A 25,763-nucleotide genomic window follows, 5' to 3' on the forward strand; every position below is an offset into this window, starting at 1 on the left:
TACCCCCATGCATAAGATAAAAGAAGAAGCATTAGATAAACAAATTACTATAGATGGTAATTTTGTAAAGAGCTATAAAACAATTACAATAAACCAATTCTTATACCAGCACCATACTTTTGAAGTCGTGGTAGACATAGAAACTGTAGAAGAAGCAGGAAGTTACACCTTGGAAAAATCAAAAGAATGGTTAGGAAAACAATTAACAACTAACGTTTCTGGTAAAGCATTTATAGGTGTTGTGTTAGATGTGTCAATGCGCCATAATGAAATAGGTTTACACGGTGAATTAATACTTAAAGGATTATCTCAAACAGTTTTACTAGAAAATGGAAAACAACAGAAATCTTGGCTAGAAAAAGATTTGGCAAGTATTATTTCAGAGATCATGGATACTACCGCTATAAAAAACAAGATTAATCCAGCATACACTTCAGTAATTCCTTACCAATGCCAATACGCAGAGAGCGATTATAAGTACCTACAAAGATTAGCATATCAGTATAATGAATGGTTTTATTTTGATGGAGTAGACGTTATTTTTGGAAAGCCAGAATCACAAGGTCAAAAACCAATAGAGCTAGAATATAGTAAAGACTTAAAAGAGCTACAAATAAAAACGAAAACGTATAATCCTACTTTAGCAACTTATAGTTACGATCCATTAAATGATCAGTTTTTTGAAGGAGATTTAAAAGTAACTAACGAAGGATTAAACGATTTAGCAAATACAGCACTTAAAGCATCAGAACAAGTTTATAAAGAAGTAAAAGACTTTGGTGTAAGTGATGTGTTTTTACAAGATAAATCATCATTAGATGAGTATTTACAAAAACGATTACAAGGGTTAAGTGCAGGAGGTAATGTGCTTAAAGCAAGTGGAGGAGCAAAAGGACTAAGTTTAGGGAGCGTAATTAAAGTAAGTGCAGCAAAGTATGACGAAGGAAAATATACTGTAAAACAGTATGGAGAATATATTATAACACAAATAAGCCACTTTGCAGATGTAGGAGGAGCATATTCTAATACTTTTGAGGCAATTCCAGCAAACACAAAAAGCTTACCATTAAACGAAAATATAGCACCAGCTGTAGCTAATAATCAAGTAGCGAAGGTAGTAAGTAATAAAGACCCAGAAAGTAAAGGACGTGTACAAGTTCAGTTTTACTGGCAAGAAGCTATTGGAGCAAAAACAGATTTTATTCGTGTAATGACCCCAGATGCAGGGAGCAGTGACCTTACTAAAACTAATAGAGGTTTTGTTTTCATACCAGAAGTAGGAGACCAAGTAATGGTAGGTTTTGAGCATAACGATCCTAACCGTCCCTTTGTAATGGGAAGTATGTTTACAGGTAAAAATGGAGCGGGAGGAGATGAAGAAAATGTAAGAAAGAGTATTATTACGCGAGGTGGACACACTATTGAGTTAGATGACACAAAAGATAAAGAGAAAATAACCATAAAAGACAAAGACGGAAGTATCATAACCTTTGATACTAAAGAAAAATCATTGTTTGTTCAGTCTGCTGAAACTATGGAGTTTTCTGCAAAAAATGTAAAAATAATTGCTGAAGAAAATATCGAACTAAAAGCAAAAGGAGAAATAAAAACAGCATCAGAAAAAGACACTTCAATATTGTCAAAAGGAGTGATTAATACCCAAGCAGACAAAGATACAAATATTACAAGTAATTCAAATGTAATTATTGAGGCAAGCAGTAATACCAATATCAAAGGGCAAAATACTACTGTAGAAGGAAAGACAACAACTGAGTTAAAAGGACAGCAAACGAAAGTAACTGGAACAATGACTGAAGTTAATGGTGCTGCTACCAAGCTAAAGTTGGTGTAATACAAAAGGTTTATGGTTAACACTCTTTTTTTTATCTTACTGAGTGACTATAAATAGAATAAAACCAACAGGATAATTGAGTATTTTTTTAACTAATGAATAATAAATTATGCAAGGACCTATAGCAACTTTAGGCAGTATGCATGTATGCCCAATGTGTTCTGGAACCACTCCGCATGTAGGAGGACCCATATCATCATCGGGCGCACCAGGAGCAACACTTAATGGAAAATCGATAGCCTTAATGGGAGACGTTTGTACCTGTGTAGGACCACCAGATGTCATAGCGCAAGGTAATGCAGGGGCTACTATTAATGGTATTCCTATTGCAACTATTAATTGTATGACAGCTCATGGAGGGATGATAACGCAAGGAGAACCCGGTGCTATCTTAACAACGAACAGTCCTCAGCCTACGGTAACTATGCCTGTAGAAAAGATTCCTTTTCCTAAAATTACTTTTGTAAATAGGGTTTTAGGTAATACTAAAGAGGCAATTACGAATCAACAAAAATTAAAAGAAGAAGCCCCAAAAACTGTAGAGGAAGAAGATAGTACAGAGGTAACTTTAACGACTAATTTTCCAATAGACCAACTGCACTTTATGGCAAAAAAAGATAGCTTGGTAATGTTTATGGGAATGTTTATTCAAACTTTTGGAATCGATATACCTGCACTAGCTTTTAAAGAATTGTATGAAGATGCACAAAGTAAAGCAGGAATATTAAGTCCTACAATTAAAGTGAAAAAACAGCTTACAGCGGGAGGAGGTAAGGCAGCTTTTTACAGCACCCAAGAGGTACAAGAAATTTGGGTTACAGAACAAGTAATAAGAGATGCTGAAAACGATAACGATTTACGTGGTGAACTTATGGTAATGCTTACAGAGGAATATGGGCATTATTTAGATTATTTGTTGCGTAATCATTATGCGCAAACAGAAAAGAAAGACGCACCGTTTAGAGATGAAGGTGCTAAATATACTTATAAATTGTTTTATTTCAACCCTATTGAAAACCATAATCAATATGTAGCGGATGCTACTATTGACGGTAGAAAAGTACAACTTATATGGGATTTTACAGAAGAACATCAAATACTAAAAGAACATGTAAGCCAGGAACGTCAAAAACAAGAAGATACCACAGATAATTTAGAGTTTTATAAGGCAGGCATTATCGAAGCTCACGGACAATATGGACATGGAAATATTGAAGAGGCTGGGTTAACTGATATTTTGAAAAAAAGATATCCTAACAGGGAGCTACGTAAAAAAGTATTAGATACTATTTATTTAGGTAACTGGCTACGTGATTTTAGTCAAGCAGTAGATCCTATGATTGTACGTCCGCTTTCTAATGCTATGGAGACAGCAGGTAAAGAATCTCTTGGAGAATCAACCACTAACAATCCTGGTACAACCTTACCCCAAAACCATAAATCAAAAATAAAACTACCTGTTGATGCCGAATTTTCGTGGAAAGGTGTCAAACCGACTTATAAAACATTAGAGTTTTATCCTGTAATGCTCTCAGTAAAAATGCTAACTACCATTGTAGAGTTGGCGGCAGCTAAAGAATTTGTACACAAAGGTGATAAAAAGAACGATCATTTAAAAGACTATAGTGGGCATTTAAAAACACTACGTGAACAGTATTTAGAAATAAATGAAGAAACACTTGGGGTATATCGTCCAGAAGAACATATAGATAACCCTAAAAAACTTGGGCAATCTGAAACGGGAGGAAATAGATACGATAAAAATTTATACGACAAGTTTGTAGGGTATGTGCCAGATAATAGTCCATTACATAGTATCAATAAAAGCTACGGAATGAAAAACTACATCCGTAGTCATCAAAAATTCACAGTAGAAGGTGAATCTTATCTTTCTTCATACGATTATATAAAACAGCAACTTAAAAAGGCAGCAAAAGTAGGAGGTTTAAAGGATAATAAGTGCTTGGTGAATTTTGGAGCGGCGTTGCACACTCTTGAAGATTATTTTGCTCATACAAATTATACTGAAGTAGCGTTAATTAAAAATACAGAAGAGTTGGTGTTTCCTTGGGTAGACCGTGTGGTGAATCCTACTAATTTTACGTATAGTTATGAGAAAATTTATGAAGGTAAGGGTTTTAATAAAAAGTATGTAATACTAGATAATTTAGAAAGAATACAGCCCAGTTATGAGAGTATTAATAAACTAGCGTCTTATTTGCCTATTGTAACAGGTACCTTTGGTTTAGTAGATACCGCAGCTAGTGTATTGCCAATTTTAAACGAACACTTTTTTTCTATAGAAATTGAACCTTGGTCAGAGTCTGATCCTGATACATTAAATTTTAGTGATATTTTTATATGGGAAACCTTAAAGGATATTGATGCCTCACAGGCCACAAATTCATCGGGTACTAACGATACTACTTATGCCGAACATTTTGAGAACTTACTCAAAATAAGAAGTAATATTAATCGTTTTAAAAATTGGACGCCAGATTTTATTCAAGAAGCTTTTCATTGGATTACAGAGCGTATAAAAGTATTGTTTAGTTTTTCACAGTACTTTATCTTAAAATCCATTGCCATGACTTTGAACGATGCGCAGGTGTTATTAGATAAAGATTTAGATATGATGGAAGCAGGTACATTTAAAATAGGTATTGACCCTTCACATTCGCAACTTGCAAAAGATGATGTAACTAGTCCTGTACATGAGTTGTCTGCTTTAATGGCTGTAGAAGCAGTAAAAGAAATAGGTAAAAAAATGATGAGAGTATGGGAAGGTAAAGGAAGTGTTGATGAAGTGTATAAAGTGTTGGATAAAATTATGAGGCATCCTGTAGAATCTACTTGGCAAGACCCTATTATACAAAAATGGTTGCAAGAATCGGGTAATCGTGAAAAAGTATGTGAAGCCAGTTCGCCTAGTGTGCTTATTGATAGAACATTTCATGCCATAGAGCATATTGATGAGTCCTTGCATAGAATTAACAGCATATTAATCAACAGCGATATCATAGAAAAAATAGCTGCTTTATTTGAGAGTAAAACCGAAGCCGAAAAAGACGCAACAGCATTAAAGAAAGGAATCAAGTCAGCTATTAATAAGAGTAGAACACAAACAGCAAGAGTAAAAGTTTTGCAAGAAAAGTGGGATAAAAAGTATGCTAAACCTACAAGTTGTTTAAAACAAACGTATACATATATGGTTCAAGGTGAAGATACACTAGAAGATATTGCAAATAGAGCAAATACTACTGTACCTGTATTAAAAAGGTTAAATCCAGAGATTGAAAATGCGAATACTATTTTTGTAGGAAGAATACTTAAATTACCAAATCCAATTCATTAATATGAAACTGAATTATACAATTTTATTAAGTTTAATGATACTACTATCTTGTTCAGCACAAACAAAGAAAATGAAATCGAAAGCAAAAAACACACCTGAGGTTGCCAAAATGCTGGAATCCTACCATAAACAAGAACACCGTTTAGCGTTTAATGGTTGTGAGATGACTTATAACGACAAACCTTTTAGATTAGGTATGACTATAAAAGAAGTAATCAAGCTTCTAGGTCAAAAATATTCTTTTCACAGAGGGGTTTATATATGGAAAGATATAGGGGCTGTCTTTTCAACTAATAAAGATAAGTATGAGACTAATGAAGATATATTAAAAAAAATCACATATATATATATATATATGAATACTGAAGTTAGTGAAGAATATAAAGAAAGTTTGAAACACGAATTAAATTATAAAAATGACTATTTTTTATTAGAAGGTATGCCCATAGATAAAAATATGCGTGTTATGGATTTTATAGCTAACTCTTATTTTGAATTAAATGATTTTGGGATTTCTAATTATGGGTATGAGTTAGACTACAATTGCAATGGCAAAAAAATAGGCTATCGTTTGGAAGCAGATGGCTTGTGGTTACGTAAAGGGGTTGGTCATCTTACGTATAAAGACAAACCTAATCCAGAAAATAAAAATGTTTTTGAGATGCTGTATATTACTGAATTTGATGAATAAATGAAAACTAAATTTTTAATTGTTTTGATACTATTTGCACTTATTAGTTGTGTCAAAACGACGAACTATTATTATTGTGATAACATAGAATGTTCAAAAGGCAAGTATACAATCAAACTTAATTCCATAGATTTTTTTAAATATATTAAAGATTCTATAAATTATAGAGTTGAATACGGAAGTAATAAACAAACTCTTTCTGATAAGGGTTTGTTTATTATTGATAGTATAATGAAAACTCATAAATACATATCTGAAAAAGAGAGAAATCTTTTACTAAGCATGAATACAAATACTGAATATGTACAAGGCAAATGGGGAGAAGAGTTTTGTATCAATTATAATTTTAGTTTTAAAGATCCAAAAGAATTAAGAGATTTCAAAATTGCTTTTGCAAAATTGAATATTGCTTGGAATATACCTATTATTGAAGCTTTTTCTGAAAATAAAAATGAATTGTTAGGACGTCTAGATACATTAAAAAATGCAGATTTAATGAAAAAAATATTAACTAATAATAATCGGTATTTGATGAAAAAAAGAAACAAAGTGTTTTTTGTCAAATCAAAAAAAGCTGATTTGAATTTTTCTTTATATAATACAACTTATATGGTTTTCCCTAAAAAGATTAAAGAGGTTCATGGTAATAGTTACAAACTTTCAGAAGACAGAAAACAAATAATAATATCTGATACAATTCATAATTCACCCAAAAAACAAAAATTGCCATATATAATTTCTTTGGAGTTCTAAGTGTATGTTAACTGAATATTTAAAAGTAAGTGCCTTAATTTAAAATAAAACCATCTTAAAAATGGAGAGATATCCAGCAATAATAAAGATTAAGAGTATAAACATTTTCTAAATATTACCAATTGTAATACAAACTAATTTTTACTAGGAGTATATAGATAAAAACATGCGAGTAATGGACTTTATAGCTGATTCAGAATTTTCACTAAATGATTTTGGAGTTTCTAATTATGGGTATGAGTTAGATTATAACTGTAATGGTAAAAAAATTGGCTATCGTTTAAAAGCCGATGGTTTATGGTTACGTAAAGGTGAAGGGATTTTACTTATAAAGACAAACTTAACCCTGAAAATAATAATACTTTTAGAATGTTATACATTACTGAAGTACGGTAATAATATATTAAATATAGCCTTTGTACCCAAGTAAAATATCAACGCCAGAGGCTACTAAAGAACAACAAGCAGAACGTAAACGTATAGGTGGATGGTAAAGAGATAAAATTAAGTAAGCTATGTTATGAGTTATTGTTTTACAAATAATTTTTAAAAGAGTAAAAGCCTAAGGTTATGAAATGTAAAGTTTTAAAAATTTGTACCTTTGCAAGGCATGAAGAAACATTTTTCTAAAATAACAGCTATAACCTTAGCACTAACAGTGTTGCTATCTACATTCTCTTTTAATGTAGAAAAACATTTTTGTGGTGATTTTTTAGTAGCTGTTTCTTATGTAGGAAGTGTAGCTAGCTGTGATGATGTAGAAGAGGATAGCTGTGAGAGTAAAATAAAAGAGCCATCGTGTTGTAAAGACGATGTAGAGCTTATAAAAGGGCAAACTCAAATTCAAAAATCACCTGTTGAAAAAGTAATCTTTGCAAAGATTGTCACAGCAGTTACTTCATATATTTATAACAAACAATTATTTCTAAATTTAGAAAAACAGTTTGTTCCACACAGGTTGTATATACCACCCAAACTGTTTTCTGATATACAGGTACTTCACGAAGTTTTTATCATATGATTTTATAACTCTATTTATAAGTAAATAAGAATTATAAAATACAGTGTGATAGATAAAAAATGAAAAATAAATTTTTAATCAGTATATGCTTACTGATACCATCCATGTTATTTGCTCAAGAAGTACTAACAGGAACTATTAAAGATAAAAATAACCCAAAAAAGAATTCAGGGATTTTCGGAGCCAATGTATATTGGTTAAACACAAATACAGGAACGACCACCAATGAAACAGGAACGTTTAGTATTCCGTATAAAAAGGCGTATAAAAAGTTAATAATAAGTTTTGTTGGTTATAAGGCAGATACAATAACTGTTAACGGTACAAAACCAATCAATCACTATTTAACAGAAAGTAATACGTTAAATGAGGTTGCAGTTTCTGCAAAAAAAAGTTCAACTCAACGTTCGTATTTACAAACACAAAACTTGGTAACTATTAATAGTGATGAGTTGTTAAAAGCCGCTTGTTGTAATCTGTCAGAAAGTTTTGAAACCAATCCGTCAATAGATGTTAATTTTTCTGATGCGTTAACAGGTACAAAACAAATTCAAATGTTAGGATTAACAAGTCCATATTTGTTAATTACCCAAGAAAATATTCCGTCAATTAGAGGAGCAGCACAAGCATTCGGATTAACATTTACACCTGGAACCTGGGTTGAAAGTATTCAAATAACAAAAGGAGTAGGAAGTGTTGTAAATGGTTTCGAAAGTATTTCAGGTCAAATAAATACAGAGCTAGTAAAACCATCTACCAATCATAAGTTTTACCTGAATGCTTATGGAGCTTTGGGAGGTAGGTTAGAGTTCAATACCCATTTCAATCAAAAAGTGAGCGAAAAGTGGCAAACAGGGTTGTATGTACATGGAAACTATAGAGGAGAAAAATTTGATAAAAACAAGGATAACTTTTTAGACAATCCATTAGCAGAACAAATTAATGTGATGAACCGTTGGCAATATACTGATGCCGAAAAAGGTTGGGTAAGTTTTATCAATTTTAGGTATTTAGACGATTCAAAACAAGTAGGAGAAGTTGGTTTTGATCCAGAAGTAGATAAAGGTTCAAATACTGTTTGGGGAAGTGAAATTAAAACCAAACGTTTTGACACTTCTGTAAAAGTAGGCTATGTGTTTCCAGATATGCCATTTCAAAATATGGGCTTTCAAGCGGCGTATAGTAACCATAAACAAGATTCGTATTTTGGATTGAGAGATTACAACATTCAGCATCAAAGCTTTTATAGCAGTTTTGTCTTTAGCTCTATTATTGGAGATACTCGTAATAAGTTTAAAACAGGTGCTAGCCTTACGTATGATAACTACGAAGAGTTTGTTAGTGAGCTGCTGTCTCCTAATTTTAATAGAAAAGAAAATTCTGTAGGAGCTTTTTTTGAATATGCTTATGACAATGCAGATAATCTTAGTGTTACAGCAGGCGTTCGATTAGACCATCATAACTTGTTAGGGACTTTTGTAACACCAAGATTGCACATGCGTTATGTTCCTTGGGAAAGAGGAGTATTAAGAGCTTCTGTAGGAAGAGGAAAACGAAGTACAAATATTTTTGCAGAGAATCAACAATTTTTTGCTTCATCACGAGCAATTACTATTGAAAGTTCAGGTGGAAATATTTATGGCTTAGACCCAGAAGAGGCTTGGAATTACGGAGTATCGTTTTTACAAGGATATAAACTATTTGGTAGAAAAGGAGATGTAACATTCGATTTTTATCAAACAAATTTTTCAAATCAGGTAGTAGTCGATTGGGAAAATCCACAAGAAATTTCTTTTTATAATTTAGAAGGAAAGAGTATCGCAAATAGTTTCCAGATAGAAATGAATCAAAATATAATCCCTTATTTTAATACTCGATTCTCTTATAAGTTTTATGATGTTTCTACAGATTATAAATCAGGAAACTTAGCAAAAGCATTACAAGCTAAACATCGCTTCTTTGCCAATGTATCTTACGAAACTAAAAGAGAAGAAAGCGATGCCAGTTGGAAGTTTGATGTAACCTATAACTGGATAGGAGAGCAACGACTCCCTAATAGCAATAACCAGTTGCCAACATATTCAGATAGCTATAACTTATTAAATACGCAAATAACAAAAGTGTTTTCAAAAAAGTTTGAAATGTATGCTGGAGCTGAAAATATTACAAATTATAAACAAAAAAATCCTATACAAGGAAGTGATAATCCATTTGGTGCAAATTTTGATACTACTATTGTATATGCACCAGTTTTTGGAAGTAATTTCTATGCAGGGTTACGATTTAAAATAGATTAATTCAATAAATTAAAAATCAAGAACACATGAAAAATATATTTTTATTAGCAGTTGTTTTATTATTAAGCACATCAACATTTGCTCAGAAAAAGAATGCAAAAGTATCTTTTGAAGTAGACGGTGTTTGTATGATGTGTAAGCAGCGTATAGAAAAAGCAGCGTTAAAAACTAAAGGAGTGAAATTTGCAAAATGGGATGTGAATACTCACGAGTTAAGTTTAATTATTGATGAACGCAAAACAAGTACAGAAACAGTTAAAAAAACTATTGCTGGTGTAGGTCATGACACAAAAGAGTTTAAAGCAACAAAAGAAGCTTATGATAATTTACATGAGTGCTGTAAGTATCGTGATGAGGAAGTGCAAAAAGATCATAAAAAACCAAAGAAGTAATAAAAAAATCCCGAGTTAATACTCGGGATTTTTATGTTATAACATTTGTAAAGTGTTAATTTCTTGTTGTGTCAATTCACGCCATCTACCACGAGGTAAATTCTTTTTAGTTAAACCAGCAAAAATAACACGATCTAATTTTTTTACATGATATCCATAATGTTCAAATATTTTACGAACAATACGGTTTCTACCAGAGTGAATTTCAATACCTACCTCAGTTTTCTTTTCACCCTCTACGTAAGAAACGGCATCAATAAATACTTTTCTTCCTTCAATAATTACATCACCACGTAATTTTTCTAAATCAGCAATGGTTAATTTTTTATCTAAAGAAGCATGGTATAATTTACGAACGTTATGCTTAGGGTGCGTTAATTTTTTTGCCAACTCACCGTCGTTAGTAAATAGTAATAAACCAGTAGTGTTTCTATCTAATCTTCCAACAGGATAAATTCGTTCTCTAGTGGCGTTTCCTACCAATTCCATTACAGTTTTACGACCACGGTCATCTTCCATAGTAGTAATGTAATTTTTAGGTTTGTTTAATAAAACATAACGTTTCTGCTCCATTGAGATTAAAGTTCCATCAAAACGAACTTCATCAGTAGGCTGCACTTTGTAACCCATTTCCGTAACTAATTTCCCGTTTACAGAAACACTTCCGTGTTCAATATACGTATCTGCTTCTCTACGAGAACAAATTCCTGAATTAGAGATAAATTTGTTCAAGCGAATTCCTGTATCCTCAGTTTTTTTCTGAGTAGGTTTATTGCTTTTTGGTTTTCTGAAATCTTTTTTGAATTGATTTTTTCTTTGAGGATTGCTGTTACGTCCAGCTTGTCGTCCTCTCGACGAGTTTTTTGAATTCATAATTAAATTTTAAAAGTTTGCAAATTTACGGTAATTATTTGGTTTTTAATCTAAAACCTCAACTACTTTATCTACAATTAAAGATTTATCGATAAATAACAAGCTAAAGACTCCTATTAATAACAAGACCTTTAAAATGTTGTGAGCTAATCTATATTGATTGTTTTTTGTTGATTCCCATGAGTAAAAACCAACAAATATTAAGGTAATGGCAGCTAAATAAAAATAATATTTCATGTATTCTATAGCAGGGTAGTTAAATAAAACTCCAATAGGTACTAAAGTTAATACCATTAATAAAATAATTAGCTTTTTAGTATTTCGTTCTCCATATTTAACAGGGAAAGTGTTGTAGTTATTAGCTATAGCTCCTTTAATATTTTCTAAATCCTTCATAAGTTCTCGAATCATGATGACTAGAAAAAGAAAGATTGCGTGTATGAAAATTACTTTTGAAAAATTTTTGTAGTGTACAAAAATTACAAAAAAAGGAAGTATGGTTAATACTGTGGCTGTTATTAATCCTATTAGTGGATGTTTTTTTAGTTTATGAGAGTAAAACCAAATGCCAAATATATATACAGAGAAAAAGAATGCTGCTCGCCATGAAACTAACCATCCGAAGAAAAAACCAATAAAATTTAGTGTAAAATATAACGTTAGTTTTGTTTCTTGCTTTACATAAGAATCTAAGCCTGTTTTTATAGGTCTGTTAATAATATCAGCTTTTTTATCGTAAAAATTATTGATGATATATCCGGAAGCAACTACACAAACGGTAGCAATAACTAAATAAAGTAAATGCCAATCAAAAACTACAGGTTTAACTGATTTTGCATCAGAGAAAATAAAAATAGCAGCCAAATATTGGGCTGCTATTAATACTAGAATGTTATAACCTCTTATGACAGATAAAAGGCTAAATATTTTTAAGAAAAATGTATTGTTTTTAAATGTACTCATAGTAGCATTTTAAAAGCGATACACTAATTCTAATTTATAATCTTTTAAACTGTTTTTTGCTTTTTCGTAATCTTCAGTAAATCCTAAGATGTAACCTCCACCACCAGAACCACAAAGCTTTAAATAGTAATCGTTGGTTTGTATACCTTTTTCCCATACTTTATGAAAAGCAGTAGGAATCATAGGTTTAAAGTTAGCTAATACTACTTTTGATAGTTTTTTCACGTTACCAAATAACGATTTTACGTTTCCTTGTAAAAAGTCTTCAATACAAGCATCTGTATGTGTTGCGAACTCTTCGCTAATCATTTTTCTGAAACCTTCGTTTTTCATCTTGTTCATAAAGATGTTTACCATTGGTTCAGTCTCCCCAATTTGCTCAGAATCTAATAAGAAAACAGCTCCTTTTCCTTCTTTTTGAGAAGGGATTCCTGCTGGTTCAATATGTTCTTTTGAATTGATTAAGATAGGTAAACTTAAATAAGAGTTTAAAGGATCTAACCCAGAGCTTTTTCCATGGAAAAAAGACTCCATCAATGAAAAAATTTGTTTTAAAGTTAAAAGCTTGTCTCTCGTTAGGTTTTCTAAAATTGTAATTTTATCATTAGCGTACTTATCGTAAATAGAAGCTACTAAAGCGCCAGAACTTCCAACTCCGTACCCTTGAGGTATTGAAGAATCGAAATACATTCCGTTATCAATATCACTTTTCAAAGAATCTAAATCAAAAGATACTAATTCAGAATTTAAGTTAGTCAAATAACTATAAAACTTCGCTAAGCTTTGATTTGACTTCTCAGCTTCTCCAGTTAAGTTTTTTGCAGATTTTAACGCTCCTTTATAAGAACTAAAAGGTATTGCTAATCCTTTAGAGTCTTTGATAATTCCATACTCTCCAAAGAGTAATATTTTTGCGTAAAATAAGGGTCCTTTCATAGGTGTTTTAATTACGGTGCAAACATACAAGTAAAACTACTAGTTTACAAACTAGTACACGTTTTTGTAAAAAGTTTTCCAAACGCCCACTTTTTCGTTATCGCGGTATTTACCTTTTGTTTCTATTTTACCATTCTTATAAAAAGTTTTCCATATACCTTCTCTTTCACCTTCTTCATACTTTCCTTCCTCTTTTAACTCACCAGATTCATAGTATACCTTTCGAATTCCGTGAAGTTTTCCGTTTTTGTAATTGGCTCTATGAAAAGGTTTGCCATTGGTATGGTAATATAGTACCAAACCATCAAATTCTTCTTGGTTAGGAGTTTTCACAGTACTAAAACCCTCCATTTGTACTTGACCATTTTTGTAGTAATCTACAATCCAAAAGCCGTCATTCATTCTTTTGGGAGCAGGTCTATAAAACTCATGCTCTCCTTTAGTTGTTTCTTGCCAGTTTTTATCAAACCAAATAGTATCTTGTGCATTGACTGAATTGGTTATAAAACCAATAAAAAGGGCAATTATTAATGTTGAAGTTTTCATAATAGTAGGGAATTTAGGTTAAAATAGGTCTCGCGCCAAAACCCACACTATCACAAATATAATGATTTTTTTGGCAGTATGCAGCTAAATTATTCTTAATAAATACTTCAATATCAGTCTTTTCTGAATTAGGGTATAATACGTGTACATTTGCCCCTGCATCTAAGGTAAAGCAAACATTGCTATAATTTTCTTGTCTGTATTCCCATATTTTATTGATGATTTCTAACGTGTTCGGTTTCATTAAAATGAAATATGGACTACTTGTTAACATCATTGCATGTAATGTTAAAGCTTCGCTTTCAACAAGGTCAATAAATGCTTTAATATCTCCATTTTGAAGGATTTTTGAAAGTTTTTCTAAGTTTTCATTGGCCTGATTAAAACGATTTTCAGCATACGGATGATTATGCATTAAATTGTGACCAACAGTACTTGAAACTTGCTTTTCACCTTTATCAACTAATAAAATAGTATCTTGGTAGTCTTCAAAAATAGGATGAACTTTATAAGGGAATTTTGTACCGAATAAATCTGAACTTCCTTTAATCTCAGGATGATTTCCCCAAACGACTAATGGTCCTTCAATACTTCTACTAGCACTTCCTGATCCTAAACGAGCTAAAAAAGAAGCTTTTTTATTAATATATTCATCAGTTAAATTTGGATTTAATTCTTTTTCCAAATTCATTAAACACATAGCAATAGCACTCATTCCACTTGCAGAAGAAGCAATACCACTACTGTGTGGAAATGAATTTTCAGAAGAAATAACCATGTTATACTCTAAAATATAGGTACAGTATTTTTGTATTCTTTCAAAGAATTTGGCTATTTTAGGTTTAAAATCATCTTTCTTTTTTCCTTCAAAGTACAATTCAAATTCTACTTGGTTTTTTGGTAATGTCTTTGTGAATTCAATTTTTGTAGTTGTATGGCAATTATTCAAGGTAAAGCTTATTGAGGCATTTTTAGGAATTTGAGGTTCGCTTTTTCCCCAGTATTTTACCAAAGCAATATTACTAGGTGTCTGCCATGTAACTGTTAAGTTATCTACTTTTTTATCTTGAGAAAGAAATAAGAAATCTGATGTATTCAACGTATAATAATTTTGCTGTAAAGATAGAATTTCGCTTACACTTGTGCTAATGAATTTTTAATTAGGTATTTTTGTTGTATGAGAAAAATTAAACTGATTTGGGACTTTAAAGGTCCTGATGGATTGGAAACGGCAAAACATCACTGTATTCATTTAAAAGAGTTTGCGCAGATTGATAGTTTGCCATATCATGAAGTAAATTTTGTATCTTTAAACGAAATGCATACTATTGCTTTTATGGTGGTTGATGAGGAATACATGAAAACCTTTAGAGATGCATTGAAACCTCATAGAGGAGAATTAGCATAATATAACACAAAAAAAATAGATCTATGTTTTTAATTAATGCCTTAGCAAAACCAAAAAAATCTTCTGAACATTACGATGAAGTTATCGGAGCCTATGTAAGCTTGTATATTGATTATAAAGATATTGAAGGAGCTATGCGATTAGCAAAGTTTTATATCAAAAATGAAGACTGGAAAGTAGTAGAAATAGAAGACGAATATTTTACGTTAGATTCTGTGGATGATGTAGAAGATAATGAGCAAAAAGAATTGTATGAAGAAGCTGTAGAGTATGGATACTCTATTATTTTTAATTGCTACGAAGAAGAAGGAGAAGACGAAGATTAAAAAAGCATGTCATTTCGAACGGAGTGAGAAACCTTAATTATTTTCGTTCGAAATGATATTTTATTTATTCAGCAATTGCATTAGCACAAATAAAACCACCTGTCCAAGCATTTTGAAAGTTGAAGCCACCAGTAACGGCATCAATATTTAATACTTCACCTACAAAAAACAAGTTTTTGTGTTTTTTACTTTCAAAACGTTTAAAGTTAATTTCTTTTAAATCGATACCACCAGCAGTAACAAACTCCTCTTTAAAAGTAGTACGTCCATTTGCATTGAATAATCCTTTGGTTAACTGATCTGCTAAGTTTTGAAGTTGCTTATTGCTCAAATCAGCCCAGTTTTGGTTGTTTTTTATTTCTGAAGCCATTATCAAACGTTCCCACAATCGGCGAGGAATATCACTAAAAGGAGATTTTAAACTAACTTGTTTTTTAGTTTGTGATTTTTTTAACTCTTGTAATGTTGAAAAAACTGAATGGGTATCTTGTCCTAACCAATTTACCAATACGTTATATTGATAGTTTTTATCAGCTAAAATACGAGCACCAAAAGCGGATAATTTTAAAATAGCAGGACCACTCAAGCCCCAATGGGTAATTAGTAATGGACCAGAATTTTCTAAATTTGTTCCAACAAGTGTAACTTCTGCATTTGGAACTGATATTCCGCCTAAATCAATAATTCGCTTGTCTTTTATATTGAAAGTAAATAAGGAAGGAACAGGTTCAATAATTGTATGATTTAACGTTTTACATAAATCCCATACTTTTTTACTACTTCCTGCGGCAACCACTACGAAATCAGCTTCAAAATCTTGATTTTTTGTGTTGATAATCCATTTCTCATTTTGTTGATAAATGGAGTTTACACCATGGTTTTTTAACACGCTAATTCCAAGGTTATCAACAGCGTTTTGAAAACAATCTATAATCGCTTGTGATGTATTTGCTTCTGGAAATACTCGATTGTCTTCTTCTATTTTTAAAGGAACTCCGCGATTTTCAAACCATTCAAAAGTATCACCCGTCATGAATTTATGAAAAGGACCCAATAATTCTTTTTCGCCTCTAGGGTAGAATTTTGTTAGTTCTTTAGGTTCAAAACAAGCATGTGTAACATTGCAACGACCTCCACCAGAAATTTTTACTTTTTGTAAAACCTCTTTTCCTTTCTCAAGAATAGTAATGTCCAATTCAGGATTAATTTCTTTTGCATTAATCGCAGTAAAATAACCTGCAGCTCCACCACCAATAATAATAACTTTTTTCATCTTTTTTATGTCAGTTCGAGTAATTTTCGGTAGAAAATTGTATCGAGAACTTTTTTAAATTATCTCGATACAAATTTATTTCATTCTTCAATAAATTCACTCGATGTAACAGGCTTAATTTTATAAAATCATTTCTTTATAGGTGAGGATAGTATTGAATCCTTTTTGTTGAAAATAGCTTGTAGTGTCTTCATTTCCTGTAACTAAAATAAAATCACCACCCCAAGCACCTAAACTTTTTACTTCACCAAAATAGTCAGAAAATAACCTTTGTTTTACAGTGTCTTGTTTTATAATTGAACTAATGATTTGCTCATGCTCAATAATGATTTTTTCTAAATCTTTAGAAGTGTTGGCTTTTAAAAACTCTTGAGTTAAATTGTCAATTTCAGGAATTAAGATCTTAGCTTCTTCTTTGTGTTTTTTATAGTGAGCAATTCCTTCTCTGCTATTTTGTTTTTGGTTTAAATGCACAAAAAATAATTCTTCAGAAAAATGTGGATTGAAATTTACTTCTTGAATATGAGGTTGTTTTTCTTCTAGCTTATATAGAATCGGAGTGTTATGTTTTGCACAAGCGATATCGTAACCACTTCCAGAAAAAGCGTTCCAAAGTAAGGTAAACGGATTTACATTTGCCCAAGTAGCTATATTATTAATTAAGGTTGAGGAACTTCCTAATCCCCAGTTTTGAGGAAATGTTAGATTTGTCTTTACAACGAAACCGTTTTCAGTAGTTAGAAATTCAGGATTTAAACGTTTCGCTTCTTGTAAAATATCACGTAGTGTTTCAGCAATAAACTCAGCACTTCCTTCTTTATCAGAATTAAACGTAGCTGAGGTTAAGCGTAGTTTGGGTAAATCAAAAGAAGCCTCGAACCAACATTCTCCAGTATGCGTAAAACTTCCCCAGATAAGTTGTGATTCTTTAATTGGTTCAACAATTAAGTCTTGTCCAAACTTAGTAGGAACAGCTAACGATGTTGCACCATCTAAAACAACATATTCACCAGTGAGTAATAATTTTCCGTTAGAATAGTGTCGCATTATACCAGTCCGAATTGTTTAAAGTGATGTGTAAAATGTTTTACTTGGAATTTTTTCCAATATTCATAATCTAGCTCTCCAAAAAATGGATGTACAACTGTTCGGTTTGGATTTTCATTAAAAACAGTTTCGAAGTGCTGCACTTGCTCAATCAAATCAATAACAGCTTCGTTTATAGAACTAAACTTTAACGGAGTTGGAGCTTCTGATAAAAATGGAGCTTTAAATCCAGTTTGTAACTCATTATCAGAATTTAAAAATGGTTTTCTTCTAGCTGATTTCTCATCAGAAACATAGGTGTCAACTTTCCAGTTTCCATTCGCTATTTGAGTAACCAAGCTTAAATGTTCTACCATGTGTTGTCCACTCATTTTACCAAACAAAGGTTTTGCATCGGCTTTTAAACTTAAAAGAGTATCACGTACTTCTTCTTCATTTAAAAAGTCTACCCATTGTACTTTTGGCTTACGAAGCTCATTTAGTTTTTCAACCACGGCACTATGAGAGGCTGTTCTGTCTTCAAAATAGGTGGCTACAATTTCTTTTTCTTCATTGGTAGCTTTGTGTTGATTTAAAATGTTCATCAAGTGCATTTTCATATGCCCATGTTGAATTCCTTTGGTTGTTAAAGCACGCAAAGCAGCAAAATTTTGAGCTAAACCAGCAGCAGCAATAATTTGCATTAAAGTGCGAGCACTAGGTTTTTGCATCATATCTAACGATAATTTTGCCATTGGGTGTAAGGCAGTTAATCCACCCACAGTTCCTAATGCTAAAGGAATTTCAATCCAAAATTTAAAAATACCGTCTTTTACTTCACAGTGAGTTAAGCTTTTATATTGTCCGTCTTTTGAAGCATACGCATGTGCACCCGCTTCAATAGCTCTAAAATCGTTTCCAGTAGCTAATACAACAGCATCTATTCCGTTCATAATACCTTTGTTGTGCGTAACTGCACGGTACGGTTCTACCTCTGCAATTTTAACAGCTTGTTCAAACTTTTGAGCAAACTTCTCAGGATTCTTCCCGCCCAATTCGGCTACTTTACAGCTTACTTCTGCTCTAACTAAACATTCAGGAACGTAGTTAGAAAGAATGCTCATAACTATTTCAATATCATCTTTTCTAAAAGCTTTAGCAATAGCTTCTAAACAAGAATTAATAAAGTTAGCTCCCATACTATCTTTTGTTTCAAACGTAACATGTAATTGATAGTAGTTTGCAAGCTTATCTGTTTTATCAACTAGTTGAATATCTAATATTCCGCCACCACGTTTTTCCATGTTTTTGGTAATAGATGCGGTAGCTGCGTATAATTCTGTTTTTTGTTGATTAAAATAGGTTTCTAACTCTTTTTTGTTACCAGCATACATAAAATGTACCTGACCAATTTTTGTAGTAGAAATTACTTCTGTTTTAAATCCTCCACGAGTACTCCAAAACTTGGCAACTAAAGAAGCAGCAGCAACAACAGAGCTTTCTTCAACCACCATTGGTATTACATAACTGCGTCCGTTAATAATAAAGTTAGGAGCAATGCCGTAAGGCATATAAAAATTAGAAATGGTATTTTCAATAAAATCATCATGCAATTGTTGTAACTTCTCGTCTACATTCCAATATTGCGTAATAGTTTGTATAATTTCTGGTTGATTGTTAAAGTAAGTTTTAGCCAACCAGTCTATTTTTTCTTCTTTGGTAAGTTTAGAAAAACCAGAGATCGTTTTAGACATTCTCAATTCATTTTTGATGGCTCAAAGATACGTGAATCATGTTAAAATGCTTGTGTTATTTGGTTTTTATGATTTTTTTGAGCGGGTTTTTGGCTATTTTTCCGTAAACTTGGCAAACTTTTTAGATAAACAACAACTTAACATGAAGAAATTATTATTATTGTTTATAGGGATATCTTCGCTAGTACAAGCTCAAAAAAAAGATATTTCTTTAGAGGATATATGGCGAAAAGGCACATTTAGAGCCGATTATATGAACTCTTTAAATTCTATGAATGGAGATTTTTATTCGTTATTAAATTATGAGAATGGAAGTTCTACTGTAGATAAATACAGTTATGAAACTTTAGAAAAAGTTGCAACGATTGTTGATAGTAAAGATTTAGCAGGATTGAAATATTTTCAATCATATAGTTTTAATAATGATGAGACCAAATTAATTTTAGGAACGAACTTTAAGCAAATTTTTCGTCATTCATATTTAGGTACTTATTATGTGTATGATATTGCTAAAAAATCATTAGACTTAATTGGTACAGATATTCAAGAACCAACTTTTTCTCCTGATAGTAAAAAAATAGCATACGCTAAAGACAACAATTTATTTATTAAAGATTATTCAGATGCCAATGTGGTAATTCAAATTACCAATAGTGGTAAAAAGAACGAAATCATTAACGGTATTACTGATTGGGTTTATGAAGAAGAGTTTGGTTTTGTAAAAGCTTTTGAATGGAGTAAAGATAGCAAAAACTTAGCTTATTTACGTTTTGATGAAAGTAAGGTTAAAACTTTTTCAATGGATGTGTATGGAAAAGAAAAATACCCAACACAACATGTATTCAAATACCCAAAGGCAGGTGAAGAAAATGCTAAAGTAGCTTTACGTATATTTTCATTAGAAACAAATAAAACTGCAGAAATTAGAGTAGGAGATTATGAATATATTCCTAGAATTAACTGGACAAACAATCCAAACATATTAGCTGTTAGAACATTGAACCGTCATCAAAATGATTTAAAAATGTATTTTGTTGATGCAACTACTTTTAATAGTTCTATCGTTTTAAACGAAACAGATAAAGCATATGTAGATATTACAGACGACCTAACTTTTTTAGACGATAATAGCTTTATTTGGACAAGTGAAAAAGATGGATACAACCATATTTACCACTATGATAAAGATGGTAAGTTATTGAATCAAGTAACGAAAGGAAATTGGGAAGTTACTTCTTACTACGGATATAATGCTGATAAGAAAACTATTTATTACCAATCAGTAGAAAACGGTTCTATTAATAGAGGAGTGTATAGCATTTCTTTAGACGGTAACAACAAAAAGCTATTGAGTAACTCTACAGGAACAAACAACGCTGCTTTTAGTAAAAACATGCACTATTTCATCAATACTTTTTCTGATGCAAATACACCACCAGTGTACACGCTAAGAAATGATGAAGGTAAGGTATTAAAAACTATAAAAGATAACGCAGCTTTAAAAGAAACTATTGCAGGGTATAATTTAAGTAAAAAAGAGTTTTCTACTATTAATGTTAACGGTAACGACTTAAATATGTACACTATTAAGCCTGCAAACTTTGATGTAAATAAAAAGTATCCAGTTTTAATGTATCAATATTCAGGGCCAGGTTCTCAAAATGTAAAAAATAGTTGGAATGGTTCAAATGATTATTGGCACCAAATGTTAGCACAAAACGGATATATTGTTGTTTGTGTTGATGGTAGAGGAACAGGTTTTAAAGGTCGTGATTTTAAGAAAGTTACTTATATGAACTTGGTGAAGTATGAAACTGAAGACCAAATTTCGGTGGCTAAAGAGTTAGCAAAGTTACCATATGTTGACGCGAATAGAATTGGTATTTGGGGATGGTCATTCGGTGGTCATATGAGTACGAACTGTTTATTAAAAGGAAATGATGTATTTGCAGCAGCTATCGCTGTGGCACCAGTTACTACATGGCGTTTTTACGACACAATTTATACAGAACGTTACATGCGTACTCCAGAGGAAAACCCTGCAGGGTATGATGATAACTCGCCATTGAATTATCCAGAATTATTAAAAGGAAAATATTTACTAATTCACGGAACAGGTGATGATAATGTACATGTTCAAAATGCTTATAGAATGGCAGAGGCTTTAATTCAAGCAAATAAGCAATTTGAGTGGGGAATGTATCCGGACAAGAATCATGGTATTTATGGAGGAAATACTCGTTTACACCTGTATACCAAAATGACCAACTTTATTAAAAACAACTTATAAACTAAAACAATATATTATGGCTAAAAATGTAGCAACCGAACGGGAAATATTTGGACATCCAGTAGGATTATTTATGTTGTTCTTTACAGAAATGTGGGAACGTTTTTCATACTACGGTATGAGAGCTCTACTGGTTTTATATTTAATTAGCGAAGTAGCAAGTGATAATCCGGGTTTAGGGTGGACTAAAAGTGATGCTAGTAGCTTATACGGTTGGTACACAATGCTTGTTTACATTACTCCAATCATTGGCGGGATTATTGCTGATAAAATTTTAGGATTTAGAAAAGCCATTATTATAGGAGCTGTGTTAATGACATTAGGGCACATATCTTTAGCTTTTGAACCGATGCCAGCGTTTTACTTAGGACTTGGTTTATTAATTATAGGAAATGGTTTTTTTAAGCCAAATATATCTTCAATTGTAGGGCAATTATACCCAGAAGGAAGTGATAAAAAAGATTCAGGGTATACTATTTTTTACCAAGGAATTAACGTAGGAGCTTTCTTGGGGTCAATTTTATGTGGTTATTTAGGAGAAACTTTAGGTTGGCATTATGGGTTTGGATTAGCAGGTATATTTATGTTTATAGGATTGATTCAGTTCCATTTAGCACAAAAAATGTTTGGAGAAATTGGATTAGCGCCAAAGAAAGAAGTTTCTAAAGAAACTACAGAAATAGAAAAAAAGCCATTAACAAAAGTTGAAACTCAGAGGTTAATAGTTGTTGGTGTTTTAGCATTTTTCTCTATCTTTTTCTGGGCAGCTTTCGAGCAAGCAGGTTCGAGTATGAATATTTTTGCAAGTGAATATACTGATAGAAGTTTAGAAGGGACAGGAGTAATTGTATTTAAAATTTTTGGAGCTTTACTATCAGCTTTACCAGTAATAATTTTAACATGGTTATTTGTAGGAATGTTTAAAGCAATTGGTAAAACGTATGCTACAGCAATGATGTTTATGGCACTAAGTGTTGTTATTTTGTGGGGAATTATTGGATATATGATTTATAATCAGTTTTTTGATGAAAACCCGGAGGTACCAGCAACATGGTTTCAAAGTTTAAATGCGTTATTTATCTTCACTTTAGCGCCATTATTTTCTTGGGTTTGGCAAAAATTAGCAAAAACAAAATATAACCCTAACGGACCTCAAAAGTTTGCTATTGGATTAATATTACTTGGATTAGGTTTTATACCAATGGTACTTGGAGCAGCAAATGTTGGAGGAGATTCCATACAAAAGGCTAGTATGATCTTTTTAGTTTTAGCTTACCTATTACATACTATGGGAGAGTTAAGTTTATCACCAGTTGGTCTTTCTTATGTAAATAAATTGTCACCAAAAAGATTATTAGGTATTATGTTTGGTATTTGGTTTTTTGCATCTGCCATGGGTAATATGATTGCAGGAACTTTTTCAAGTTACATGGAAAAGATAGCTCAAGAATCTTCTATGTCTGATTTCTTTAATATCTTAGTTTGGATTCCAATAGGAGGAGGTATAGTATTATTTCTTTTAAGTTTCCCACTTAAAAAGTTAATGCACGGAGTAAAATAATAAGGAGCATTTAACCTCATGATAATCTTTATCATGAGGTTTGTTATATATAAACGATAAATAAATATGAGTTCAGTTACATCAAACGATTTTTTCAAATCAAAAGTACTAGGCCATCCATCAGGGTTGTTTGTGCTATTTTTTACAGAAATGTGGGAGCGCTTTTCTTTTTACGGAATGCGTGTTTTATTAGTTAACTTCTTAACAGCAGCAGCTATTGGAACTAACCCTGGTTGGGAATGGTCAGCAGAAAATGCAGGTGCTTTATTTGGTACTTATGCAATGTTATTGTATTTAACCCCAATTTTAGGAGGAATTTTAGCAGACAAATTAACAGGATATCGTTGGGCAGTTGTTATAGGCTCTATTATTATGACACTTGGTCACGCTGCTATGGCTATTGAAACTGAGTTTTGGTTGTATGTAGGTTTAGCTTTATTAGTAATTGGTACAGGTTTCTTTAAACCTAATATGACATCTATTATTTCTGAGATGTATAAAGACTTACCAGAAAAAAAAGATGGAGCATATACTATATTTTATATGGGAGTTAATGCAGGAGCTTTCTTTGGAATGATGTTATGTGGATATTTAGCTGAAAAGATAGGTTGGTCTTGGGGGTTCGGTTTAGCAGGAATTTTCATGTTATTAGGTACTTTACAGTTTTGGTTAGCAAAACCATTATTTGGAACTATAGGAGATGTTCCTTCAAAAGAAGAAAATAATGTTGTTGAAACTTCTGGTCTAAACTCAAAAGAAGAGGATAAAAGAAATCCTTTCACAGGTTTAGATAAAATATTAATTGTAATTTCCTCTGTTATAGGTTTAGGATACGCTATTAACGATCCTTTATCAAAAATTGGAGGTATAGATGTTTTTGGAGCTCTTAAAATAGGAAATTTTGAAGGACAATATGTAGCTGTACTGTTTGGGTTAATAGTATTTTTAGTTTTAACTATTTCTCGTATATCTCGTTATGCTAAGGTTGTACGAGATAGAATGATTGCTGTAATTATATTTGCTTTTTTTACTGTTTTCTTCTGGATGAGTTTCGAACAAGGAGCTTCTTCTTTAGTGCTTTTTGCTCGTGATAATGTTGATAGAGTTTTAACAGGTAATGCACAAACAATTTTTAATATTGTAAATACACTATTAACTGTAATTCCGTTAGCTATTATTACTTGGGTACTAATTTTATTAGGAAAAGAAACAGGAAAAAGAATTCCTGTATCCAACTTTGTGTTAGCAATATGTTTTCTAGGAGTTTGGGCATTGGTAGGTTGGATGTTATATCGTGAGTTTTCCGCAGAAGCTTCTGAAATAACAGTATCATGGTTTTCAATATTAAACTCATTTTTTATTATAGCCTTTGCTAATTTCTTTTCTAAATGGTGGGATTCAAAATACAACCCGTCTGCAGCTGTAAAGTATGGATTAGGACTAATCATAATGGCAGTAGGTTTTGGGTTGTTAGCATTTGGATCTTATGGAATAACCGATGGAGTTAAAGTGAGTATGATATGGTTAATATTAGCATATTTGTTTCATACCTTAGGGGAGTTATGTCTTTCTCCAGTAGGTTTATCATATGTATCTAAATTAGTACCTGCAAGAATGATTGCATTTATGTTTGGTATGTGGTATTTAGCAATAGCAATAGGAAATAAAGCAGCAGCTGTTTTAGGAGGTCAAATAGAAAACATAACAAAAGAATATAGCCTATCAACATTCTTTTTAATTTTCACAATAGTTCCAACATTAGCAGGATTGTTAGTAATAGCTTTAAATCCGTTAATTAAAAAACTAATGCATGGAGTTAAATAACTCTAAATAAAAGTTAAAACAATATTTTTAGAACCTGTCAATTTTAAATATAGGCAGGTTTTTTTGTAATTTTGGAACACTTATTGAGACTTAAAGAGTATGAAAAAAATAATATTAATAGTAGTTTTAACCTTTATTTCATATGGAGTAAAGGCACAAGACAAGGTAAATTGGTTAAGCTTTGAAGAAGCGATGGAAATGAGTGAGAAAGACCCTAAACCAATTTTAGTAGATATTTACACCGATTGGTGTGGTTGGTGTAAAAAGATGGATAAAACCACTTACAAAAACAAAGTAATTGTTGAGTATATCAATACACACTATTACCCAGTAAAGTTAAACGGAGAAGCTAAACATGATATTACATTTCAAGGAAAAACCTTTAAATACCAGTCTCAGGGAAGAAGAGGTTATCACGAGTTAGCGGCTGCTATTATGAAAGGACAATTAAGTTATCCTTCAACAGCTTTTTTTAATACTGATAAGCAATTATTACAAAACGTACCTGGCTACTTAGAAGAAAAAAGATTTGAGAAAATACTGGCGTATTTTAACAAAGATAATTATAAAAATACACCTTGGACAGAGTTTGAAAAGAACTTTAAAAGTGCCATGTAAAAAC

General features: G+C 31.8%; 22 protein-coding genes. 14 read left to right on the forward strand and 8 right to left on the reverse strand.

Going from position 1 to position 25,763, the window contains the following annotated elements:
* Positions 1 to 7 precede the first annotated feature (7 nt).
* From ACXIHB_RS13070 to ACXIHB_RS13105, 8 genes are all read left to right on the forward strand, one after another.
* Positions 8 to 1,852, forward strand: coding sequence for a type VI secretion system Vgr family protein (locus ACXIHB_RS13070; RefSeq protein ID WP_462098415.1), 1,845 nt, complete (start codon positions 8 to 10; stop codon positions 1,850 to 1,852).
* Positions 1,853 to 1,961: 109 nt separating this feature from the next.
* Positions 1,962 to 5,207, forward strand: coding sequence for an HET-C-related protein (locus ACXIHB_RS13075; RefSeq protein ID WP_462098416.1), 3,246 nt, complete (start codon positions 1,962 to 1,964; stop codon positions 5,205 to 5,207).
* Between the two features lie 70 nt (positions 5,208 to 5,277).
* The gene (locus ACXIHB_RS13080) at positions 5,278 to 5,898 is read left to right on the forward strand and encodes a DUF7738 domain-containing protein (RefSeq protein ID WP_462098417.1); all 621 of its coding nucleotides are present in this window, start codon (positions 5,278 to 5,280) and stop codon (positions 5,896 to 5,898) included.
* Positions 5,899 to 6,651 carry a hypothetical protein gene (locus ACXIHB_RS13085; protein WP_462098418.1) on the forward strand — a complete coding sequence of 251 codons (753 nt, stop codon included), beginning with the start codon at positions 5,899 to 5,901 and terminating at the stop codon, positions 6,649 to 6,651.
* Between the two features lie 175 nt (positions 6,652 to 6,826).
* A complete protein-coding gene (locus ACXIHB_RS13090; RefSeq protein ID WP_462098419.1) occupies positions 6,827 to 7,081 on the forward strand; it encodes a hypothetical protein in 255 nt (84 codons plus the stop codon).
* A gap of 180 nt (positions 7,082 to 7,261) precedes the next feature.
* Complete coding sequence (locus tag ACXIHB_RS13095; RefSeq protein ID WP_462098420.1) at positions 7,262 to 7,672, forward strand: HYC_CC_PP family protein; 411 nt, start codon at positions 7,262 to 7,264, stop codon at positions 7,670 to 7,672.
* A 59-nt stretch (positions 7,673 to 7,731) separates the two neighbouring features.
* Positions 7,732 to 9,969 carry a TonB-dependent receptor gene (locus ACXIHB_RS13100; protein ID WP_462098421.1) on the forward strand — a complete coding sequence of 746 codons (2,238 nt, stop codon included), beginning with the start codon at positions 7,732 to 7,734 and terminating at the stop codon, positions 9,967 to 9,969.
* 26 nt (positions 9,970 to 9,995) lie between these two features.
* Positions 9,996 to 10,361, forward strand: a complete 366-nt coding sequence (locus tag ACXIHB_RS13105; protein WP_125066765.1) for a heavy-metal-associated domain-containing protein — start codon at positions 9,996 to 9,998, stop codon at positions 10,359 to 10,361.
* A gap of 36 nt (positions 10,362 to 10,397) precedes the next feature.
* Here the strand turns inward: ACXIHB_RS13105 and ACXIHB_RS13110 are convergent, their stop codons facing one another.
* The 5 genes from ACXIHB_RS13110 to ACXIHB_RS13130 are packed head-to-tail and all read right to left on the reverse strand — an operon-like array spanning position 10,398 to position 14,778.
* Positions 10,398 to 11,234 (reverse strand): pseudouridine synthase, encoded by an 837-nt coding sequence (locus tag ACXIHB_RS13110; protein ID WP_462098422.1) that lies wholly within the window; start codon positions 11,232 to 11,234, stop codon positions 10,398 to 10,400.
* A gap of 45 nt (positions 11,235 to 11,279) precedes the next feature.
* On the reverse strand, positions 11,280 to 12,197 hold the full coding sequence (locus ACXIHB_RS13115) for a geranylgeranylglycerol-phosphate geranylgeranyltransferase (protein WP_462098423.1): 918 nt from the start codon (positions 12,195 to 12,197) through the stop codon (positions 11,280 to 11,282).
* A gap of 9 nt (positions 12,198 to 12,206) precedes the next feature.
* A complete protein-coding gene (locus ACXIHB_RS13120; RefSeq protein ID WP_047790551.1) occupies positions 12,207 to 13,133 on the reverse strand; it encodes a mevalonate kinase family protein in 927 nt (308 codons plus the stop codon).
* A gap of 51 nt (positions 13,134 to 13,184) precedes the next feature.
* Positions 13,185 to 13,679 carry a toxin-antitoxin system YwqK family antitoxin gene (locus ACXIHB_RS13125; protein WP_053056775.1) on the reverse strand — a complete coding sequence of 165 codons (495 nt, stop codon included), beginning with the start codon at positions 13,677 to 13,679 and terminating at the stop codon, positions 13,185 to 13,187.
* A gap of 13 nt (positions 13,680 to 13,692) precedes the next feature.
* The gene (locus ACXIHB_RS13130; RefSeq protein WP_462098424.1) at positions 13,693 to 14,778 is read right to left on the reverse strand and encodes a diphosphomevalonate decarboxylase; all 1,086 of its coding nucleotides are present in this window, start codon (positions 14,776 to 14,778) and stop codon (positions 13,693 to 13,695) included.
* 78 nt (positions 14,779 to 14,856) lie between these two features.
* On the opposite strand from ACXIHB_RS13130, the gene ACXIHB_RS13135 reads away from it, so the two are divergent.
* Positions 14,857 to 15,087 carry a hypothetical protein gene (locus ACXIHB_RS13135; protein ID WP_125066775.1) on the forward strand — a complete coding sequence of 77 codons (231 nt, stop codon included), beginning with the start codon at positions 14,857 to 14,859 and terminating at the stop codon, positions 15,085 to 15,087.
* A 23-nt stretch (positions 15,088 to 15,110) separates the two neighbouring features.
* The gene (locus ACXIHB_RS13140; protein ID WP_125066776.1) at positions 15,111 to 15,413 is read left to right on the forward strand and encodes a hypothetical protein; all 303 of its coding nucleotides are present in this window, start codon (positions 15,111 to 15,113) and stop codon (positions 15,411 to 15,413) included.
* A gap of 64 nt (positions 15,414 to 15,477) precedes the next feature.
* On the opposite strand, the gene ACXIHB_RS13145 is transcribed toward ACXIHB_RS13140, so the two are convergent.
* The 3 genes from ACXIHB_RS13145 to ACXIHB_RS13155 form a co-directional block, all read right to left on the reverse strand.
* Positions 15,478 to 16,686, reverse strand: a complete 1,209-nt coding sequence (locus ACXIHB_RS13145; RefSeq protein WP_462098425.1) for a BaiN/RdsA family NAD(P)/FAD-dependent oxidoreductase — start codon at positions 16,684 to 16,686, stop codon at positions 15,478 to 15,480.
* Positions 16,687 to 16,806: 120 nt separating this feature from the next.
* Entirely contained in the window at positions 16,807 to 17,733 is a 927-nt protein-coding gene (locus ACXIHB_RS13150) for a GYDIA family GHMP kinase (RefSeq protein ID WP_239178756.1), read from the reverse strand.
* The gene (locus tag ACXIHB_RS13155) at positions 17,733 to 19,466 is read right to left on the reverse strand and encodes a hydroxymethylglutaryl-CoA reductase, degradative (protein WP_239178758.1); all 1,734 of its coding nucleotides are present in this window, start codon (positions 19,464 to 19,466) and stop codon (positions 17,733 to 17,735) included. The genes ACXIHB_RS13150 and ACXIHB_RS13155 overlap by 1 nt, the downstream gene beginning before the upstream one ends.
* Before the next feature lie 142 nt (positions 19,467 to 19,608).
* On the opposite strand from ACXIHB_RS13155, the gene ACXIHB_RS13160 reads away from it, so the two are divergent.
* The 4 genes from ACXIHB_RS13160 to ACXIHB_RS13175 all read left to right on the forward strand — a co-directional run bounded on the left by ACXIHB_RS13160 (position 19,609) and on the right by ACXIHB_RS13175 (position 25,759).
* On the forward strand, positions 19,609 to 21,756 hold the full coding sequence (locus ACXIHB_RS13160; RefSeq protein ID WP_167712353.1) for a S9 family peptidase: 2,148 nt from the start codon (positions 19,609 to 19,611) through the stop codon (positions 21,754 to 21,756).
* A 16-nt stretch (positions 21,757 to 21,772) separates the two neighbouring features.
* On the forward strand, positions 21,773 to 23,317 hold the full coding sequence (locus ACXIHB_RS13165; RefSeq protein ID WP_047790544.1) for a peptide MFS transporter: 1,545 nt from the start codon (positions 21,773 to 21,775) through the stop codon (positions 23,315 to 23,317).
* A gap of 66 nt (positions 23,318 to 23,383) precedes the next feature.
* Positions 23,384 to 25,141: a peptide MFS transporter gene (locus tag ACXIHB_RS13170; protein ID WP_253057458.1), complete on the forward strand. Its 1,758-nt coding sequence runs from the start codon at positions 23,384 to 23,386 to the stop codon at positions 25,139 to 25,141.
* 99 nt (positions 25,142 to 25,240) lie between these two features.
* A complete protein-coding gene (locus tag ACXIHB_RS13175; RefSeq protein WP_047790542.1) occupies positions 25,241 to 25,759 on the forward strand; it encodes a thioredoxin family protein in 519 nt (172 codons plus the stop codon).
* Positions 25,760 to 25,763: the final 4 nt, after the last annotated feature.

The sequence above is a fragment of the Tenacibaculum sp. IMCC1 genome, assembly GCF_054906355.1.

Excerpts from the sequence above, each read along its gene's own strand:
- ACXIHB_RS13070 (WP_462098415.1), top strand. The coding sequence starts at position 8 with ATGCATAAGATAAAAGAAGAAGCATTAGATAAACAAATTACTATAGAT.
- ACXIHB_RS13075 (WP_462098416.1), top strand. The coding sequence starts at position 1,962 with ATGCAAGGACCTATAGCAACTTTAGGCAGTATGCATGTATGCCCAATG.
- ACXIHB_RS13080 (WP_462098417.1), top strand. The coding sequence starts at position 5,278 with ATGAAATCGAAAGCAAAAAACACACCTGAGGTTGCCAAAATGCTGGAA.
- ACXIHB_RS13085 (WP_462098418.1), top strand. The coding sequence starts at position 5,899 with ATGAAAACTAAATTTTTAATTGTTTTGATACTATTTGCACTTATTAGT.
- ACXIHB_RS13090 (WP_462098419.1), top strand. The coding sequence starts at position 6,827 with ATGGACTTTATAGCTGATTCAGAATTTTCACTAAATGATTTTGGAGTT.
- ACXIHB_RS13095 (WP_462098420.1), top strand. The coding sequence starts at position 7,262 with ATGAAGAAACATTTTTCTAAAATAACAGCTATAACCTTAGCACTAACA.
- ACXIHB_RS13100 (WP_462098421.1), top strand. The coding sequence starts at position 7,732 with ATGAAAAATAAATTTTTAATCAGTATATGCTTACTGATACCATCCATG.
- ACXIHB_RS13105 (WP_125066765.1), top strand. The coding sequence starts at position 9,996 with ATGAAAAATATATTTTTATTAGCAGTTGTTTTATTATTAAGCACATCA.
- ACXIHB_RS13110 (WP_462098422.1), bottom strand. The coding sequence starts at position 11,234 with ATGAATTCAAAAAACTCGTCGAGAGGACGACAAGCTGGACGTAACAGC.
- ACXIHB_RS13115 (WP_462098423.1), bottom strand. The coding sequence starts at position 12,197 with ATGAGTACATTTAAAAACAATACATTTTTCTTAAAAATATTTAGCCTT.
- ACXIHB_RS13120 (WP_047790551.1), bottom strand. The coding sequence starts at position 13,133 with ATGAAAGGACCCTTATTTTACGCAAAAATATTACTCTTTGGAGAGTAT.
- ACXIHB_RS13125 (WP_053056775.1), bottom strand. The coding sequence starts at position 13,679 with ATGAAAACTTCAACATTAATAATTGCCCTTTTTATTGGTTTTATAACC.
- ACXIHB_RS13135 (WP_125066775.1), top strand. The coding sequence starts at position 14,857 with ATGAGAAAAATTAAACTGATTTGGGACTTTAAAGGTCCTGATGGATTG.
- ACXIHB_RS13140 (WP_125066776.1), top strand. The coding sequence starts at position 15,111 with ATGTTTTTAATTAATGCCTTAGCAAAACCAAAAAAATCTTCTGAACAT.
- ACXIHB_RS13145 (WP_462098425.1), bottom strand. The coding sequence starts at position 16,686 with ATGAAAAAAGTTATTATTATTGGTGGTGGAGCTGCAGGTTATTTTACT.
- ACXIHB_RS13150 (WP_239178756.1), bottom strand. The coding sequence starts at position 17,733 with ATGCGACACTATTCTAACGGAAAATTATTACTCACTGGTGAATATGTT.
- ACXIHB_RS13155 (WP_239178758.1), bottom strand. The coding sequence starts at position 19,466 with ATGTCTAAAACGATCTCTGGTTTTTCTAAACTTACCAAAGAAGAAAAA.
- ACXIHB_RS13160 (WP_167712353.1), top strand. The coding sequence starts at position 19,609 with ATGAAGAAATTATTATTATTGTTTATAGGGATATCTTCGCTAGTACAA.
- ACXIHB_RS13165 (WP_047790544.1), top strand. The coding sequence starts at position 21,773 with ATGGCTAAAAATGTAGCAACCGAACGGGAAATATTTGGACATCCAGTA.
- ACXIHB_RS13170 (WP_253057458.1), top strand. The coding sequence starts at position 23,384 with ATGAGTTCAGTTACATCAAACGATTTTTTCAAATCAAAAGTACTAGGC.
- ACXIHB_RS13175 (WP_047790542.1), top strand. The coding sequence starts at position 25,241 with ATGAAAAAAATAATATTAATAGTAGTTTTAACCTTTATTTCATATGGA.